Here is a 16,386-nt window from a genome sequence, read left to right on the forward strand (position 1 = left end):
CTGATGAGCAACAAGATGGTGATATTCGCCGATGCGGTGGAGGCGTACGAGGAACTGTGCAGCGGCGCGCGTGCGCTGGGATGCGAGCCGGTGGCGCTCGTGGTGGGCACCGAGGACGACGCGGCGCGCGTCGCCGCATGGGGTGCTCGCGTGATCTTCGCGGGAGGCATTCCCGAGGGGGCGCTGTACGAGGATTGCGTTCTCGCGTTCGAGCAGGCCATTCGCGCCGAACAGCCGGCGCTCGTGCTTGCGCGCATGTCGAAGCGCACGCAATGCGTTGCGGGTCGGCTTGCCGTGCGTCTCGAGGCGCCCGTGGTAACCGACGCGTCGCGCCTGACCCTCGACGGCGATGGCGTGGAGGCGTCGCATCTCGTGTACGGCGGCGCGGCCGAGCGCGTCGAGCGCGTGCACGGCCTGGCTCTCGTCCTCGTGGGGTCCGGCGTGTTCGACCTCGATGAAGCCCCCGCCGCGGGAACCGTCGAGCGCGCCGCCGTCTCCCTCGAGCCGGGCGCCATCAAGCTGGTCGGGCGTCAGGAGAAGCAGGAAGAAGTGGTCGACCTGGGGGCTGCGAAGCGCGTGGTGTGCGTGGGCCGCGGCATTCAGAGCGAGGCGAACGTGCACCTCGCGCAGGAGTTTGCCGCGCGCATCGGCGGCGAGATGGCCTGCTCGCGTCCCATCGCCGAGGGCGAAGGGTGGATGGCGCACAGCCGCTACCTGGGCGTTTCGGGTGCCACCGTCAAGCCGGAGCTCTACCTTGCCCTGGGCGTGTCGGGCCAGGTGCAGCATACGGTGGGCATGACGGAGTCGCAGTTCGTGGTGTCCATCAATAAGGACAAGAACGCCCCGCTCATGAAGCAGTGCGACCTCGGCCTCGTCGCCGATGTGGAGAAGGTGCTGCCCGCGCTTGCCGCGCTGTAAGCAGCTGCGTTCAAGCTTGCATTGAAGAAGCGGCCCCTCGGGGCCGCTTCTTCGTTAGTACAGCGTGTTCCTCAGCAGGGCGAAGAGGGTTTCGCAGCCGGTGTCTCCGCGTTTGATGGACGAGAGCATGCTGTCCCATACGAAGGAGCACAGCGGCTCGGGTGCGAGGGCGCCCTGCAGGCGGTCGGCCACAACGCGCGGGTCGCGCTCGAGGGCGACGGTCAAACCGCCCCGGATGTGCTTGAAGCAGGCTTCCTCGCGCTTGCGCGCCGAAGCCAGGCCGCGGGCGTCGAGCGCCGCGATTTCGGCCAGCCAGTTGTCGCGGAACTTCGTAAGCGCCTCCGACAGCTGCCGCGCCAATTCCTGGCAGAATCCGATGAAGTCGTCGCCCGCCGCCGCGCGCGGCATACGGTCGGCCAATGCTTCGTTCCAGAAACGGCCAACCACGTCGTTCACCAGGTCGTTCTTGGTAGGGTAGGAGTTGTACACCGTGCCCACGGCCACGTTGCACGCGCTTGCCACGTCGCGAATGCTCAGGCCCGAGAGGCCCGAGGCGCTGGCGATGTCGAACGCCGTGTCCAGAATTTGCTGCTTGTTGATGATGGGTTTGTTGCCCATGAGCGCCTCCTGCGTGAACGTGTTCCCTCATTGTAGAGGATCGCGCCGCGTCGCTCGTGAAGAAACCGTGAGCGATCATGCCGCCGTCTTGCATTCTACCGCACCGCTTCTTATTATGAACCTAGTTCATTAATGAACATAGTTCAGATAAGACGAAAGAAAGGAGCGCTCATGAGTGTGGAATTGATCGTGGCAAGCGTTGCCATCACCTGTGCGCTGGTTCTGTATACCATCGGAGTGTTCGGAGAGCGTCGTTCGGGCACGTTGTCGCTGCGACACGTGCTGCTGTTTTGGGGAGGCCTCGTGTGCGACACGACGGGCACCATGATCATGTCGAACATGGCGCAGCAGTCGGCGGCGGGCGGGTTCGGCATCCACGCGGTGACGGGCGTCATCGCCATCGGGCTCATGCTCGTGCACGCCACCTGGGCAACCGTCACGTACGTGAGGAAAAACGAGCGCGGCATGCAGCGCTTCCACACGTTCAGCACCTTCGTGTGGCTGGCGTGGCTCGTGCCCTACATCATCGGCATGCTCGTGGGCATCCCGATGATCCACCTCAACGCGGTGTGCGCCATCGGCACGAGCGTCATCGTGGTGGCAGCGCTCTCGTTCGTGTTGTTCCGCGGGAAGGGTCACCACGCGCATCGCGCGGCGTAAGCGCGTTTAGCGTTCGGGCTTGCGCTCGGGTTTGCGCGAGATGTCGGCGGGGATGGACGGCAGCGCGATGATGAAGCAGGCTCCGCCGTCGGGCAGGTTGATGGCTTCCACCGTGCCGTCATGCGCTTCCACCACCGACTTCACGATGGCCAGCCCGAGGCCCGTGCCGCCCGTGCCGCGGCTGCGCGAGGCGTCGGTGCGGTAGAAGCGGTCGAACAGCAGCTGCGGGTCGATGTCGCCGAAGCCCGTGCCGTCGTCCTTCACGGCCAGGATGGAATTGCCCTTGAGGCCGAACAGCTCGATGGTGATGTGACCGTCGGGCTCGATGAAACGGCTCGCGTTCTCCACGAGGTTCGTCACGGCCTGCTTGAGGCGGTCGGGGTCGCCCAGCACGTCGGGCGCTTCGCCGATGATCTCGGTGTTCGCGTGACGGTCGCGCAGGATGGGCTCGAGCGCGTCGAGTACGCCCGTTGCCAGCTCGCGCAGGTTGACGCGCGACAGCTCCATGGGCATGGTGTCGTCGGCGATGCGCTGCAGCGTGAGCAGGTCGTGCGTGAGGCGGCTCAGGCGCTCGCTCTCGTTGATGATGATGGAGCAGAACTTCTCGTGCAGCTCGGGCGGCAGGTCGGGGTCTTCCAGCATCTCGGCGTTGCCGCGGATGGCGGTGAGCGGCGTGCGCAGCTCGTGCGCCACGTCGCTGATGAACGCCGCCTGACGACGCTCCTTCAGCACCAGGTCGTGCTGCTGGGATTTCATGGTTTGCGTCATGGCCTTGAAGTCGGTCGAAAGCTCGTCGGCTTCGAACAGGCGGCCGTCGGGTTCGAACGGCACGTCGGCGCCCGCGCGGTACGCGGCCGTCTTCTTCGCCAGCAAACGCAGCGGCTCGGACAGGAAATGCCCGATGATCAAGCTGAACGTGAATACGATGATGCCGACGGGAATAAGCAGCAAAAACGCCTTCGACGGGAGGTCGAAGGCGAGAAAGCACACGAGCAAGAGCACCGCGCCGGCGAGAAGAGAGAGCAGCGTTGCCAGCAGCGAGAAGTATGTTTGCAGTCTTTTTATTGTTTGAACCTGTATCCGTAGCCGCGAACCGTCTCAACCAAGCCGGGATCGTACCCGGCAGACTCAATCTTATCACGGAGACGCTTGATGTGGGTGTCGACGGTCTTGGTTTCCGTCAAGTATTCCCAACCCCAGGCGTCGCGCAGCAAATCTTCACGCGAAACCACCTTGCCGGCGTTCTTCATAAGGCTGGCAAGCAGCTCGAATTCGCGCGGCGTGAGGTCGATTTCGCCGTTCATGCCCGAAGCGGTGTGGGCGTCCTCGTCAAGCGTGATGCCGCTTGCCGTGACGGCGTGGTTCGCGCCGGGGAAGTCGCCGCCGGAACCGCGACGCAGCAGCGCGCGAACGCGGGCGATGAGCTCGCGCACGCCGAAGGGCTTCGCCAGGTAATCGTCGCCACCGATTTCGAGGCCGACCACCTTATCGAGCTCGGTGTCGCGTGCGGACAGGAAAAGGACGGGAACCGTCGTCTTGGAACGCAGGCGGCGGCACAGCTCGTAGCCGTCCATTCCGGGCAGCATGATATCAAGTACGAACAAGTCGTAGGAATTCTTCGTAGCAAGAGCCAAGGCGTCTTCGCCATTGTCCACGACGTCGGTGAAGAACCCCTCCTTTTTCAGAGCGTAGCTGACGAATTCGGTGATGGATGGCTCGTCGTCAACAACGAGGATGCGATGCGGGGTGTCGTTCATGTGTTGCCTTTCTATCAGATGGACTCCCGTTGCCGGTGCCTGACAGATGCGCGTGGGCGGGTTGTTATAATGTCGAGAGCAACTATAAGCATTCGGACCGCTTCCGAAGGAGACTGTCAGAAACATGTTACTTGCCATCGACGTGGGGAATACCCAAACCGTAGTCGGTATTTACCAGGACGGAAGCCTTCAATATCGGTGGCGCGTGGCCACGAACAAAAGCCATACATCCGACGAGCTCCGCGTGAAATTGGTGCCGCTTTTGGCGTCCGAAGGCATCGCGCTCAAGGACATTTGCGGCGTGTCGCTGGCGTCGGTGGTGCCCGCGCTCACGCTGGCATGGCGTGCTGCGGCGCATCGTATGATCGGCGAGGAGGCGGTGGTGTGCTCGGCTGAAACGGCGGGCACCTTGTTCGAGGCCGACTATCCCAACCCGCACGAAATCGGCGCCGACCGCGTGGCCGATGCCGTGGCGGCGAAGGCGCTGTACGGCGCGCCCGTCATCGTGGTGGACTTCGGCACGGCGACGAACATGGAAGTGATCGATGCGGACGGCCGCTTCATCGGCGGCGTCATCGCGCCGGGCGTGGAAACGTCGGCTTCGGCGCTGTTCTCGCACGCCACGAAGCTCGGCGCCATCGACCTGACCGACCCGCACACCGCCATCGGCCATAACACCGAAGAGGCCATCCAGGCGGGCATCGTGTACGGCGAGGCCGACCGTGTGGACGGGCTCATCCGCCGCATCTTCGCCCAGCTGGGCTACGAGGCGCCCGTGGTGGCAACGGGCGGTCTCGCGTCGCGCGTTGCGGCTCAGTCCCAGACCATCACCGCAATCAACCCCGAATTGACCCTTGAGGGATTGCGCCTCGTCCATGAGGCGCAAAACCAGTAGAATGCAGGCCATAAGGCAACGAATCCAACCTGAGGAAAGAGAGGGGCCCGACGTGTTGAGCGACATTGAAATTGCCCAGGCGACGAAACCCGAGCACATCAGCGCAATCGCCGAGAAGGCGGGAGTGCCAGAGTCGTACCTCGAGCTGTACGGTACGAACAAGGCGAAGGTGGACTACAACCTGCTCACGGACGTTGAGCATACCCCGGGCAAGCTCATCCTGGTCACGGCTATCAACCCCACGCCGGCCGGCGAGGGCAAGACCACCACAACCGTGGGTCTGTCCGACGCGCTGGCGCGTCAGGGCAAGAACATCGTCGTCGCGCTGCGCGAGCCCAGCCTGGGCCCCGTGTTCGGCGTGAAGGGCGGCGCTGCGGGCGGCGGATACGCCCAGGTCATCCCCATGGAAGACATCAACCTGCACTTCACGGGCGACTTCCACGCCATCGGCGCGGCCAACAACCTGCTGGCCGCCATGCTGGACAACCACATTCAGCAGGGCAACGAGCTGGGCATCGACGTGCGCAAGATCACGTGGAAGCGCGTCGTGGACATGAACGACCGTCAGCTGCGCAACGTGGTGGACGGCATGGGCGGCAAGGCCCACGGCGTGCCGCGCGAGGACGGTTTCGACATCACGGTGGCCAGCGAAATCATGGCCATCTTCTGCTTGTCCTCCTCCATTACCGACCTCAAGGAGCGCCTCGCGCGCATCGTGGTGGGCTACACGCGCGACGACAAGCCGGTGACGGCGGGCGACCTCAACGCGCAGGGTGCCATGGCCGCGCTGTTGAAGGATGCGCTCAAGCCCAACCTCGTGCAGACGCTCGAGGGCACGCCGGCGTTCGTGCACGGCGGCCCCTTCGCCAACATCGCGCACGGCTGCAACTCCATCATGGCCACGCGCATGGCCATGGCGTTGGGCGACTACTGCGTGACGGAGGCCGGCTTCGGTGCCGACCTGGGCGCGGAGAAGTTCCTCGACATCAAGTGCCGTCTCGCGGACCTCAACCCCGATGCGGTGGTGGTGGTGGCCACGGTGCGCGCGCTGAAGAATCACGGCGGCGTGGCGAAGGCCGACCTCAACAACGAGAACCTTGAGGCCCTCGAAGCGGGTCTCCCGAACCTGCTGCAGCACGTGGAGAACATCACGAAGGTGTACCAGCTGCCGTGCGTGGTGGCCATCAACCGCTTCCCGACCGACACCGAGGCCGAGCTGAAGCTGGTGGAGGACAAGTGCCGCGAGCTGGGCGTGAACGTGGCTCTGTCCGAGGTGTGGGCGAAGGGCGGCGAGGGCGGTCTGGCGCTGGCCGACGAAGTGGTGCGCCTGTGCGAGGAGCCCAACGAGTTCCGCTTCGCTTACGAGGACGACCTGTCGCTGGCCGAGAAGATCGAAGCCATCGCCACGAAGGTGTACCATGCCGACGGCGTGGACTTCGAGCCGAAGGCCGCGGCTGAGCTGGCGAAGCTCGAGGGCCTCGGCTTCGGCGGCATGCCGGTGTGCATGGCGAAGACGCAGTACAGCTTCTCCGACGACGCGAAGAAGCTCGGTGCGCCGCGCGACTTCCGCATCACGGTGCGCAACGTGAAGGTGTCGGCCGGCGCCGGCTTCGTGGTGGCGCTCACCGGCGACATCATGACCATGCCCGGCCTGCCGAAGGTTCCGGCCGCCGAACGCATCGACGTCGACGAAACCGGCAAAATCTCCGGCTTGTTCTAGAACCCCGAAGCGCCCCCGATCTCCCTTGAAATCGGGGGCGCTCCTGTCGTATACTACGAATACCGGCGGTGCCCAGGATGTGAGTCTAGGACGCTACACGATCCAGTTCGGGCGGCGCAGGTATTGTGGGAGGCCGGGATTATTCCCGGCCTTTGCTATTTCAGCTTCCCTCTGGTTCCCTCCCTGCTTCGTCCGTGCTCTTTATACTCCGTCCACAGATCGAAGAGGAAGCTCCCGATCGTGGCCACCGCTGCGTAAGCGTACAGGACTTCAAGAATCTCGTTCATAAGGTATGCTCCTCTCGAAAAGAAGCACCACCCGAACACGGACACCGCCGGCGAGGTCATTGTACTCCCTGAACGGGCGTGGTGGAAGCATAAAAACACCTGATCACATGCATAAAATGTGCGCTTGAACTGCGTTGGACTCGCGTGTGATTTCGGCTGGAAATCCGCTGGATCGGGGCGCATTTTCGCTTGATTCGCGTTGGATTCGCGTCGAAAAGCGGTGAGAAATCCGCTGTCTTTCCGCCGCACGTCGAGGGTTCTTGCAGGTTTCGCGGCTTGTCGGGTGCTCGCCAATCGCATGACGTATCATACGGATAGCATGTCCGAGTGAACCGAGCGTATCGACAAGGAGAACCTTCGTGGACACCACGTTTATCGACGAGCTGGCAAGCGCTGCGCCCACGCCGGGCGGCGGCGGGGCCTCGGCCTATGTGGGCGCGCTGGCCGCGGCCGCAGCGTCCATGGTGGGTAACCTCACGGTGGGCAAGAAAACGTACGCCGACGTGGAAGACGAGGTCAAAGCCTCGCTCGCACGCCTCTCCAGCCTGCGCGAGCGACTTCTTCATCTGGTGGACGAGGACGCGCGCGCGTTCGAACCGCTGTCGGCCACGTATCGCATGCCGAAGAACACGCCCGACGAGTTGGCTGCGCGCAACGAGGCCATGCAAGCCGCACTCGTCGAGGCGAGCGACGTGCCGCTCGCCATCATGCGCACGATCGCCACGGTCATGGACGAGGTCGAGTTCCTGGCGCATCATGGCAGCAAGCTGGCGCGCTCCGACGCGGGCGTCGCCGCAGCGTTCGCCCGTGCGGCCTCCGACGGAGCCAGCCTCAACATCTACATCAACGCGGCCTCGATGGACGACGCTGCACGTTCCGCATACTATCGCGAAGAAGCCGACTCGCTGGCCGCGCGCACGCGTGAGCGTTGCGACGAGGTGTTCGAGTTCGTGAAAACCGCCGTTTCATAAAGGAGTCTCGACGTCCATGGCTGAGCTATTGAAGGGCAAGCCCGTTGTCGAGAGCATGGCCCTCGACCTGACCGCGCGCATCGACGCGCTCGGCCGCGCAGGCATCACGCCCACCCTCGCGCTCGTGCGCGTGGGCGCGCGCCCCGACGATCTGTCGTACGAGCGCACGGCGCGCAAGCGCGCGGAATCGCTCGGCATCGCCATTCGGCCCTACGAGCTGGAGGAATTCGCCCCGCAAGCGGCCATCGAAGCCGCCATCCACGAGGTGAACGCCGATCCGCGCGTGCACGGCTGCCTGCTGTTCCGCCCGCTGCCGTCGTTTGTGGACGAGTCGCACGTGTGCGAGCTGCTCGATCCGAAGAAGGACATCGATGGCATCACGTTGGCGTCGCTGGCTTCGGTGTTCACCGACGGCCATCGCGGGTACCCGCCGGCGACGGCCGCCGCCTGCATCGAGCTGCTCGACTTCTACCAGGTGCCGCTGCAGGGCAAGCACATCGTGGTGGTGGGCCGCAGCCTCGTGGTGGGCAAGCCCGTGTCCATGATGCTGCTGCGCCGCAATGCGAGCGTGACCATCTGTCACAGCAAGACGGAGAACCTCGCGGCCATCTGCCGCTCGGCCGACGTGGTCATCTGCGCCACCGGCCGCGCGCGGGCGTTCGGTGCGGAGTTCTTCAGTCCCGGCCAGACCGTGCTCGACGTGGGCATCAACTTCGACACGCAGGGCAACCTGTGCGGCGACGTGGACTTCGCCGAGGTCGAACCGGTGGTGGGCGCCATCACGCCGGTGCCGGGCGGCATCGGCACGGTCACCACGTCGGTGACCATGGCGCACACGGTGGCAGCGGCCGAAGCCGGGCGGTAAGCGGTGCCCATGAGGTGCGCGCCAAACGAGAAACGCCCGGGCCTGCCGGGCGTTTCTCGTTTTTGAAAGGGCAATGTTTCCCCCTACGCTGCCTTCGGCAGCTCTTCTTGCTTGTCGGCTTCTTCGGTGTTCGCGCCGCCTTCGATCACGCTGACGACGTTGGCCGCGGCATCTTCCACGGCTGCGGGGTCGGCGTCGGTCAGAAGGTCGGTGCCGTCTTCGACGGCGCAGCCCGAGCAGGCGCGGGTGCGGCCGGCCTCAAGCGCGTCGCTCACGGTGCCGGAGTAGATGGTGCCCGAGTTCTTGATGTACTGGCAATCGGGGTTGAAATGGTACACCTCGCCGAAGGGCGTCCAGTACGCCAGCCCGTCGTCGGAGAGCACGGCGGCGCCGGCTTCGGCCTGGTCGAGGTCTTCCTGCGACGTCGGATGGTAGTCGATGCCGCTGCCGATGGCGGCCACGAGCGCGACGCCTGCCACGATGGAGCACACCTGCTTCGTCTTCTTGTCCATGTCCTTGTTCGTCAGCATGAGCAGGAGGATCGGGGCGAACGCGATGACGGCGATGATGACGCCCAGCTCGGTCTGCACCCAGTAGGCCAGCTTGTTCTCTTTCGGCGCGGGGCTGATGTGGTTCGCGCGCTTCCACAGTTGCGAGCCTATCACCACGGCCACGAGGTCCACCACGAGGAAGATAACAACCCAGGTCATAGACGGGAACTTCGGCAGATACAACGTGCTGTTCGCCACGAGGATGGCCACCACCTCGAACACGATGCCCACCACCCACAGCACGATGGCGCCGATGCGGAAGGGCAGTGCGTTCCCCTTGCGCTCCGCGTGCATTTCTTCGCGCACCGCCTGCGTGGCCGCGGCGCCCGAGCCGCCCTGCTTCGGCTTCGCCACGGTCTCCCCGGTTTTCGCGTCGACGAAGTGACGCTCCTTCGGTTCTTTCGGCTGCTCGCTCGGCTGCTTCTTCGTGGTCATAGGCGTGTCGTCCCCTTTGTTCTCATTGAATCGTTGTCGATATGATAAGGTACGCGCGGAGGTAGAGAACGCAATAAGCCCAGTTCAACGTATAGTTGAAGCGGAAAGTCGAGCGATGAGGAGCAGGAATATGGACGTGCAGGAAATTGTGGGGCAGTTCGTCAAGGGGGCGGCCGAAGATCCGGAGCAGCTCAAGAATTTCGGCATCGACCCGGGCGCGGCCATCAAGAACGCCACGGGCCTCGAGCTGAGCGACGAAGAGCTCAAGGACGTCGTGGCCGCGGTGGAGCCGCTCCTCGAGGGCAAGGAACTCAACATGAACAAGGTGATGGAAGTGGTGGGCGACTTCCTGGGAGACGGCGACATTCTGGGGAAGCTGTCGGGCCTCTTCGGCGGCAAGTAGGCAGACGAACGAACGAGGGGCGCTCGCTTTCGCAAGCAGGCGGCCCTCGTTCGTGGACGGAACGCGTTATCCGATGGTGTCGATTTCGCGCGGGTAGCTGTTGAGCACCTCGCAGCCGTCTTCGGTGACCAGCACGAGGTCCTCGATGCGCACGCCGAATTCGCCCGGCAGGTAGATGCCCGGCTCGATGGAGAAGATCATGCCCGCCTCGACCGGGGCGTCGTGCGCGGACGACACGTCGCCCGGCTCGTGCACGTCGAGGCCAATCTGATGCCCCAGACGATGGGTGAAGTACGGTCCGTACCCGGCCTCGTCGATGACGTTGCGCGCCGCCGCGTCGATGTCGCAGAAGCGCACGCCGGGCGCCACCAACGCCCGTGCCGCCTCGTTCGCGCGCCGCACCGTGTCGTGCACTTCGCGCTGCTTGGGCGTAGGCTCGCCGAACACGAACGTGCGCGTCATGTCCGAGCAGTACTCGTCTTGGCGGCAACCCACGTCGAACAGCACCACATCGCCGGGGGCGAGCGGGGTGTCGTCGGGCTCGTGGTGCGGGTCGGCCGCGTTTGCGCCGAAGCTCACGATGGGCGTGAACGAATGGCCCTGCGCACCCAGCTCGCGATAGATGCCTTCCAGCTGCCCGGCCACGTCGGCCTCGGTGACGCCCTCGCGCACGAGCTGGCGGAAACGGCCCATGGCCGCGTCGTTCGTGGCGCTTGCCGCGCGCATGAAGTCCTGTTCAGCGGCATCTTTGTGGGCGCGCGCATCGTCCACGGCATCCGATGCCAGCACGAAGCCGGCGGCTGCGCCGCGCTCCATGAGCGGCAGCAGGAACCGCGCCGGCAGGTTCTTGTCGCATCCGAGCGGCGCGTCGGCGTTGCACAGCTCTTCCACCAACGCCAGCGGGTCGTCGGTATCGGTGAACGCACGCACGGCGCATGCCGCATCGCCCGGTGCGGTGAACAGGGCGTTCAGCACGAGCGTCGGTTCGGCATCGGGCGTGATGACAAGCCCGAGGAAGCGCTCGCCCGGCTCGACGTACGCGCCGGTAAGGTACTGGATGGATCGGGGGTCGCACACGAGCATCTGCTCGAGGTCGCGGCGTGCGAGGTTGCGCCTCACGGTATCGACGCGCTGTTCGTGCATGGCGGACATGGTTGGGCTCCTATCGCGTGATGGGCGGCGGGGTTCCGCGCGCCGTCTTCGGCATTCGCTGTTCGATGTGATCATAGCTCAAAGATGCGCGCCCGCCTACGCGTATCCACGAATGCGGGGGAATGCGGGGATATTCGGGAGGGCTGGCCCGGGTGGGGGCGTTGGCGTATGATACGAGGCATGGCAAATGGACTGACATATACGCGGAAAACCACCTCGTCGGAAGCGACGAAGCAGCTGGCGGCCACCCTTTCGCCGTACTTGCAGGCAGGCGACGTCATCGTGCTGTCGGGCGACCTCGGCGCAGGCAAGACGCAGTTCGTGCAGGGCGTCGCCGCAGGCCTTGGCGTGCGCGACCAGGTGACCAGCCCCACGTTCAACATCCTGCTCACGTACCCGGCGGGCTCGCTGCCGCTGTACCACTTCGACCTCTACCGTCTCGACGACGCGGACGAGCTCGAGGATATCGGCTACTACGAAACCATCGACGGCGATGGCGCGTCGTTCATCGAGTGGGGCGAGAAGTTCCCCGAAGCGCTGCCGTACGGCTACCTTGAGCTATCCATTCGCGTGGATGACGAGGGCAATCGTACCGTGCGCGTGCATGCGTACGGCGACCGCGCGCGCAGGCTGCTGTTCGTGTGGGCGAAGGATTCGAAATCGCGACTCATGAAGTGCGCGGGAGGAAATGCGTGAGCGATGTGAACTCGCGTCCTGAGGACGCGTCTGGGCGAGCGCCGTACGTGCTCGCATTCGATACTGCCAACGAAGTGATCGCCATCGGCGTGGGCGCGCTCGATCGCGCCTCGCGCACGGTTGATGTGGTGGCGTCCGTGGAAATCGAGGCGCGCCGCGCGTCGAACACGCAGCTGCTGCCGCGCATCGACGAGACGCTTGCCTCGTACGGCGTGGCGCGCGAGGACATCGCGTGCGTGGTGGTGGGGCGCGGTCCGGGATCGTTCACGGGCGTGCGCATTGCCATGGCGACGGCGAAGGGCGTGGCGTCCGCGCTCGAGGTGCCGCTCATCGGCGTGTCGTCGCTCGACGCGGTGGCGTGGAACGCGTGGGCGGCCGACGTGCGAGGGCCGCTTGCCGTGGTGGCCGACGCCATGCGCAAGGAAGTGTATCCGGTGCGGTTCGATCTGAGCGACGCCGGTATCGAGCGTCTTGAGGCCGACCGCGTGGTGAAGGCGGAGCTGGCTGCGGAAGAACTGGCCGCCGACGAGGCATCGCTGCAGGTGACGGGCGACGCCCTGCGCAAGTATGCCGAACTGTTCGCCGCGTGCGGGGTGATGCTTGACGAGGGGCTTTGGACGCCGACGGGGCGCGGCCTGCTGCTGGCGTTGCAGGCGGCGTGGCGCGCAGACGAGGCCGACCCGTTCGACGCGCGTCGTCACGACCCGGCGTTCGCGCTGCCCGTGTACACGCGCCTTTCGGACGCGGAGGAAAACGAGCGCATCCGCCTGGCGAAGAACGATCCGAAGAACCTGTCGACCGGCGTGCAGGATGTGGCCCTGCGGCGCGATCAGCGCGCGAGCATGCACGATACCGCCGTTCTGAATGCGCGTCCCGACGAGTTCGGCATCACGTACAAGCCGCTCGACGCGGCGCACGCAGGCGCCGTTGCGGCGCTCGAGACGCGGGTCATGGCCGCCGACGCCTGGACCGAGGCCCTCGTAGCCGACGAGCTTCCCCGCACCGACCGTAGCTGGTGGGCCGCGTTCGAGGGGTCGACGCTCGTGGGCTATGCCGGCGGGTGGATCGTCGATGGGGGCGTGCAGATTCTCAAGGTGGGCGTCGATCCGGCGGCGCGGCGCCGCGGCATCGCGCGTGGGCTGCTGGCGCGCGTGGCGGCTGATGCACGCGACCTGGGCGCGGCACGGTGCTCGCTCGAGGTGCGCGCGTCGAACGCGGGCGCGCAGGCGCTGTACGAGGCCGTGGGACTCCGCTCGCTCGGCGTGCGCCCGCACTACTATGCCGACGGTGAGGACGCCGTCATCATGGAGGGCCCGCTGCCGCTCGCGAAGCACGACGTGGCCGGCATGGAGCTGCAGGTGCACGACGCCGCCGCCGAAGTGTGCGCGGACGCCTTGATGCAAACGGATGTTTCACGTGAAACATCCGCCTCGCTCGACGCGGCGCGCCCGCTCATCCTGGCAATCGAGTCGTCCTGCGACGAAACCGCCGCCGCCATCGTGGACGGCAACGGCACGCTCCTCGCCGACGTGGTGGCTTCGCAGATCGACTTCCACGCGCGCTTCGGCGGCGTGGTGCCCGAGATTGCCAGCCGCAAGCACATCGAGGCCATCTGCGGCGTGTGCGACGAGTGCTTCGACGTGGCGGCCTCCGCGCTGGGGGTGGAGCGTCTCACTTGGTGCGATCTCGATTCCGTTGCGGTCACCTACGCGCCGGGCCTCGTGGGTGCGCTCGTGGTGGGCGTCGCCTTCGCGAAGGGCGCGGCCTGGGCGGCGGGCAAGCCGTTCATCGGCGTGAACCATCTCGAAGGCCACCTGTACGCGAACAAGATCGGCGCGCCCGACTTCGAGCCGCCGGCGGTGGTGTCGCTCGTATCGGGCGGCAATACGCTGCTCGTGCACATGAAGGACTGGAACGACTACGAGACGCTCGGCGCCACCATTGACGACGCAGTGGGCGAGGCGTTCGACAAGGTGGCGAAGGCGCTCGGCCTCGGCTATCCGGGCGGCCCCGTTATCTCGCGCGAGGCGGCGCTCGGCAACCCGAAGGCTATTCCCTTCCCGCGTGCGATGATGCATTCGGGCGACCTGCGGTTCTCGCTCTCGGGTTTGAAAACCGCCGTGGTCAGCTACATCAATGCCGAACGGGTCGCCGGCCGCGAGCTCAACGTGCCCGACATCGCCGCGAGCTTCCAGCAAGCGGTGGTGGACGTGCAGGTGAAGAAGGCGGAGATGGCGCTGCGCCAAACGGGCGCGCGCACGTTCTGCCTCGGCGGCGGCGTGGCGGCGAACCCGGTCTTGCGCGAGGCCTACCAGGCGCTCTGCAAGCGCCTCCACGTGCGTCTCACACTGCCCCCCATGAGCGCCTGCGGCGACAACGCCGGCATGATCGCCCTCGTAGCATTGGATCGCTACCGCCAAAGCAAGTTCTTCCCCCTAGAAGCCGACGCCCAAGCCCACGCCAACCTAGACGAGGCGTATTAAGGGTCGCTTTCCCGGTTTATTCGACTATTCCGGTCCCCCTCCCTTTGCGTCGCGAGCGTGATGCGCGGTTCGCTTGTCTTGCTCGCGACGCAAGGAGGAGGGGCGGAGGACGGATGCGCCGAGTTTTAGCCCTTAATCCCCACCATGTGATTCACGGCGATCACGCCGAACGTGAAGGCGGGGCCAATGGTGCCACCTTCACCGCCGTACGAGGGGCCGGGACCACCTACGCCGGCGCAGTTGCCCATGGCGTACAGGCCTTCGATAGGTTCGCCATTCACGTGCATGACCTGCGCATTCCCGTTGAGTTGGGGCCCGCCGATGGTGCCGCAGCATCCGGCGTTGATGGCCACGGCATAGTACGGCGGCTGCTCCATGACTTGGAGGTCGAAGGCGGGCTGCCCCGCGGTTCCCACTTCCCCGCGGTGGAACAACGGATCTTCTCCATCCTTCGCGTGGAGGTTGTACTCGTCGACGGTGCGCACAAGTTGCTCGGCGTTGACGCCGATGAGCACCCCGAGCTCCTCGAGCGTATCAGCCTTAAACACATAGTCGTCCTCGGGGATCTCGGGTACCGGATATCCCCACGAGGCGCACGTGCCCGTCGGCCCGCCGTTTTGGTCGTAGCACAGCTGATCGCATATCCACCAGGCAGGGTCGGCTGAGTAGCCCTCGTCGCCGAAGTTGTTGTAGCCTCCGAACGTGTTGTTGATTGACATGTACGACGAATCCTCGCGGCAGAAGCGTCGTCCGTTCTGATCGACGATGATCGATCCGGGGTTGCTGCGCGCTGCGTTTCCGGCCATGGACATGATCTGTCCGTTCTCGCGCGCGTATTCGCCGTGCGCCTGGAAGCACGGCATGCCGAACGTATGGGGCATGAGGCAGAGATCGGCTCCCACCGATTGCGCCATAAGCAGGCCGTCGCCGATGTTCTCAGGCCACGAAAGGCCGTACTTAAGCGGTACGCGGACGTACTTCTGCACAAGCTTTTCATTCCACTCGAAACCGCCCGTTGCCAGGATGATGCCCTTGTTCGCCTTGATGCGCAGCTCGCCCTTCTTCCCGTCGGCCACGATGCCCACAACTCGGGGCGTTGCGTCGGAGTCGGAGCGGCTCGTCACGAGGCGTCGTCCTCGCGTCTTCGTGAGCACCTCCACACCCAGCTTGTCGCATGCGGTGGAAAGCGAGCTGTTCAATCGCGCGCCGCCCGCTTCGGAAACGTCGTCGCCATCGTTATCCCCCATCACCTGGCAGCTGCGTCCGATCACGTCCGCGCCCTCCCAGTTCGGCTGGTATTGGCCGTTGCGAGGTAGCGGCTGGATGTTCACGCCGTTTGCGGTAAGCGTTTCGACAACCTTCTGCGTGTTGTTGAGATATGCCGTCACCAGCTCTTCGTTGTCCATGCCCATCTGCATATGGTCGAGGTACGTCTTGGCGAAATCGTAGCTGTCGCCGTTCGCATTCGAGTATTCCGTGTTCGCGAGCCAGGCATTGCCGCCTGAAAACGCCATTGCGCCCCCTACCATATCGCGCGCTTCAAGCAGGATCACGCTCATGCCCGCAGCGGCTCCGGCGATGGCGGCAGCCTGCCCCGTGCCGCCGCCCACCACCACGAGATCGGCTTCCTTGTCCCAGGTGCCGTTGTCCGCCGCGCTCGCTGCTCCGCTCGAGCAGCCCGCAAGCGTTCCGAGTCCCAGCGTGCTGCCGAGCGCGGCGGCACCCATGAGGAAGCTCCTTCGTGTCAGTTCCATGATCATCCCTTTCCTCTGATTGTCTGTACGCCTTTCGGCGTGGTGCGAGTATAGGAAGACCTCGATCAATAGGTGAAATATCGCTTTTCGAAGTGAGAATAGGAAGCAGGAAAGTGGGTATTACGCTTTGTAATACGTGATTGATCAGCATTTTTGGTGGGAATGTAGCGTGCTAAAATGAACGAGCGCTGTACGGCGTGAGGGGAAGGGACGCGTTCGAA

General features: G+C 65.0%; 16 protein-coding genes. 9 read left to right on the forward strand and 7 right to left on the reverse strand.

From position 1 onward, the window contains the following. Positions 1 to 3: 3 nt before the first annotated feature. Positions 4 to 918 carry an electron transfer flavoprotein subunit alpha/FixB family protein gene (locus C1876_RS07345; protein ID WP_114546069.1) on the forward strand — a complete coding sequence of 305 codons (915 nt, stop codon included), beginning with the start codon at positions 4 to 6 and terminating at the stop codon, positions 916 to 918. A gap of 54 nt (positions 919 to 972) precedes the next feature. Here C1876_RS07345 and C1876_RS07350 read toward each other — a convergent pair whose 3' ends face one another. Next, a complete protein-coding gene (locus tag C1876_RS07350) occupies positions 973 to 1,536 on the reverse strand; it encodes a TetR/AcrR family transcriptional regulator (protein ID WP_114546070.1) in 564 nt (187 codons plus the stop codon). 171 nt (positions 1,537 to 1,707) lie between these two features. On the opposite strand from C1876_RS07350, the gene C1876_RS07355 reads away from it, so the two are divergent. Then, a complete protein-coding gene (locus C1876_RS07355; RefSeq protein WP_114546071.1) occupies positions 1,708 to 2,196 on the forward strand; it encodes an HsmA family protein in 489 nt (162 codons plus the stop codon). A gap of 6 nt (positions 2,197 to 2,202) precedes the next feature. Here the strand turns inward: C1876_RS07355 and C1876_RS07360 are convergent, their stop codons facing one another. After that, the gene (locus C1876_RS07360) at positions 2,203 to 3,147 is read right to left on the reverse strand and encodes a sensor histidine kinase (protein WP_114546094.1); all 945 of its coding nucleotides are present in this window, start codon (positions 3,145 to 3,147) and stop codon (positions 2,203 to 2,205) included. Positions 3,148 to 3,257: 110 nt separating this feature from the next. Then, the gene (locus C1876_RS07365; protein WP_114546072.1) at positions 3,258 to 3,953 is read right to left on the reverse strand and encodes a response regulator transcription factor; all 696 of its coding nucleotides are present in this window, start codon (positions 3,951 to 3,953) and stop codon (positions 3,258 to 3,260) included. A 124-nt stretch (positions 3,954 to 4,077) separates the two neighbouring features. Between C1876_RS07365 and C1876_RS07370 the strand changes: the two genes are divergently transcribed. Both C1876_RS07370 and C1876_RS07375 read left to right on the forward strand, forming a co-directional pair. After that, a complete protein-coding gene (locus tag C1876_RS07370; protein WP_114546073.1) occupies positions 4,078 to 4,848 on the forward strand; it encodes a type III pantothenate kinase in 771 nt (256 codons plus the stop codon). A gap of 52 nt (positions 4,849 to 4,900) precedes the next feature. Beyond that, positions 4,901 to 6,568 (forward strand): formate--tetrahydrofolate ligase, encoded by a 1,668-nt coding sequence (locus tag C1876_RS07375; protein WP_114546074.1) that lies wholly within the window; start codon positions 4,901 to 4,903, stop codon positions 6,566 to 6,568. A gap of 155 nt (positions 6,569 to 6,723) precedes the next feature. Here C1876_RS07375 and C1876_RS18125 read toward each other — a convergent pair whose 3' ends face one another. Continuing rightward, complete coding sequence (locus C1876_RS18125; RefSeq protein ID WP_274542567.1) at positions 6,724 to 6,855, reverse strand: hypothetical protein; 132 nt, start codon at positions 6,853 to 6,855, stop codon at positions 6,724 to 6,726. Between the two features lie 359 nt (positions 6,856 to 7,214). Between C1876_RS18125 and C1876_RS07380 the strand changes: the two genes are divergently transcribed. Continuing rightward, entirely contained in the window at positions 7,215 to 7,826 is a 612-nt protein-coding gene (locus C1876_RS07380) for a cyclodeaminase/cyclohydrolase family protein (RefSeq protein WP_114546075.1), read from the forward strand. A 16-nt stretch (positions 7,827 to 7,842) separates the two neighbouring features. Beyond that, positions 7,843 to 8,691: a bifunctional 5,10-methylenetetrahydrofolate dehydrogenase/5,10-methenyltetrahydrofolate cyclohydrolase gene (locus C1876_RS07385; RefSeq protein WP_114546076.1), complete on the forward strand. Its 849-nt coding sequence runs from the start codon at positions 7,843 to 7,845 to the stop codon at positions 8,689 to 8,691. An 83-nt stretch (positions 8,692 to 8,774) separates the two neighbouring features. Here C1876_RS07385 and C1876_RS07390 read toward each other — a convergent pair whose 3' ends face one another. Next, positions 8,775 to 9,677 (reverse strand): ECF transporter S component, encoded by a 903-nt coding sequence (locus C1876_RS07390; RefSeq protein ID WP_114546077.1) that lies wholly within the window; start codon positions 9,675 to 9,677, stop codon positions 8,775 to 8,777. Positions 9,678 to 9,807: 130 nt separating this feature from the next. On the opposite strand from C1876_RS07390, the gene C1876_RS07395 reads away from it, so the two are divergent. After that, positions 9,808 to 10,080 (forward strand): homocitrate synthase, encoded by a 273-nt coding sequence (locus tag C1876_RS07395; RefSeq protein ID WP_114546078.1) that lies wholly within the window; start codon positions 9,808 to 9,810, stop codon positions 10,078 to 10,080. 66 nt (positions 10,081 to 10,146) lie between these two features. Here C1876_RS07395 and C1876_RS07400 read toward each other — a convergent pair whose 3' ends face one another. Beyond that, entirely contained in the window at positions 10,147 to 11,232 is a 1,086-nt protein-coding gene (locus C1876_RS07400; RefSeq protein WP_244910074.1) for a M24 family metallopeptidase, read from the reverse strand. 180 nt (positions 11,233 to 11,412) lie between these two features. On the opposite strand from C1876_RS07400, the gene tsaE reads away from it, so the two are divergent. Together tsaE and tsaD are read left to right on the forward strand one after the other, a co-directional pair. Then, a complete protein-coding gene (tsaE, locus tag C1876_RS07405; RefSeq protein ID WP_114546079.1) occupies positions 11,413 to 11,928 on the forward strand; it encodes a tRNA (adenosine(37)-N6)-threonylcarbamoyltransferase complex ATPase subunit type 1 TsaE in 516 nt (171 codons plus the stop codon). Further along, positions 11,925 to 14,411 carry a tRNA (adenosine(37)-N6)-threonylcarbamoyltransferase complex transferase subunit TsaD gene (gene tsaD / locus C1876_RS07410; RefSeq protein ID WP_114546080.1) on the forward strand — a complete coding sequence of 829 codons (2,487 nt, stop codon included), beginning with the start codon at positions 11,925 to 11,927 and terminating at the stop codon, positions 14,409 to 14,411. The genes tsaE and tsaD overlap by 4 nt, the downstream gene beginning before the upstream one ends. Positions 14,412 to 14,536: 125 nt before the next feature. Here the strand turns inward: tsaD and C1876_RS07415 are convergent, their stop codons facing one another. Beyond that, positions 14,537 to 16,165, reverse strand: coding sequence for an FAD-dependent oxidoreductase (locus C1876_RS07415; RefSeq protein ID WP_158544644.1), 1,629 nt, complete (start codon positions 16,163 to 16,165; stop codon positions 14,537 to 14,539). Positions 16,166 to 16,386: the final 221 nt, after the last annotated feature.

Origin of the sequence: Eggerthella sinensis (assembly GCF_003339815.1) — a bacterium.
Lineage (GTDB): Bacteria > Actinomycetota > Coriobacteriia > Coriobacteriales > Eggerthellaceae > Eggerthella > Eggerthella sinensis.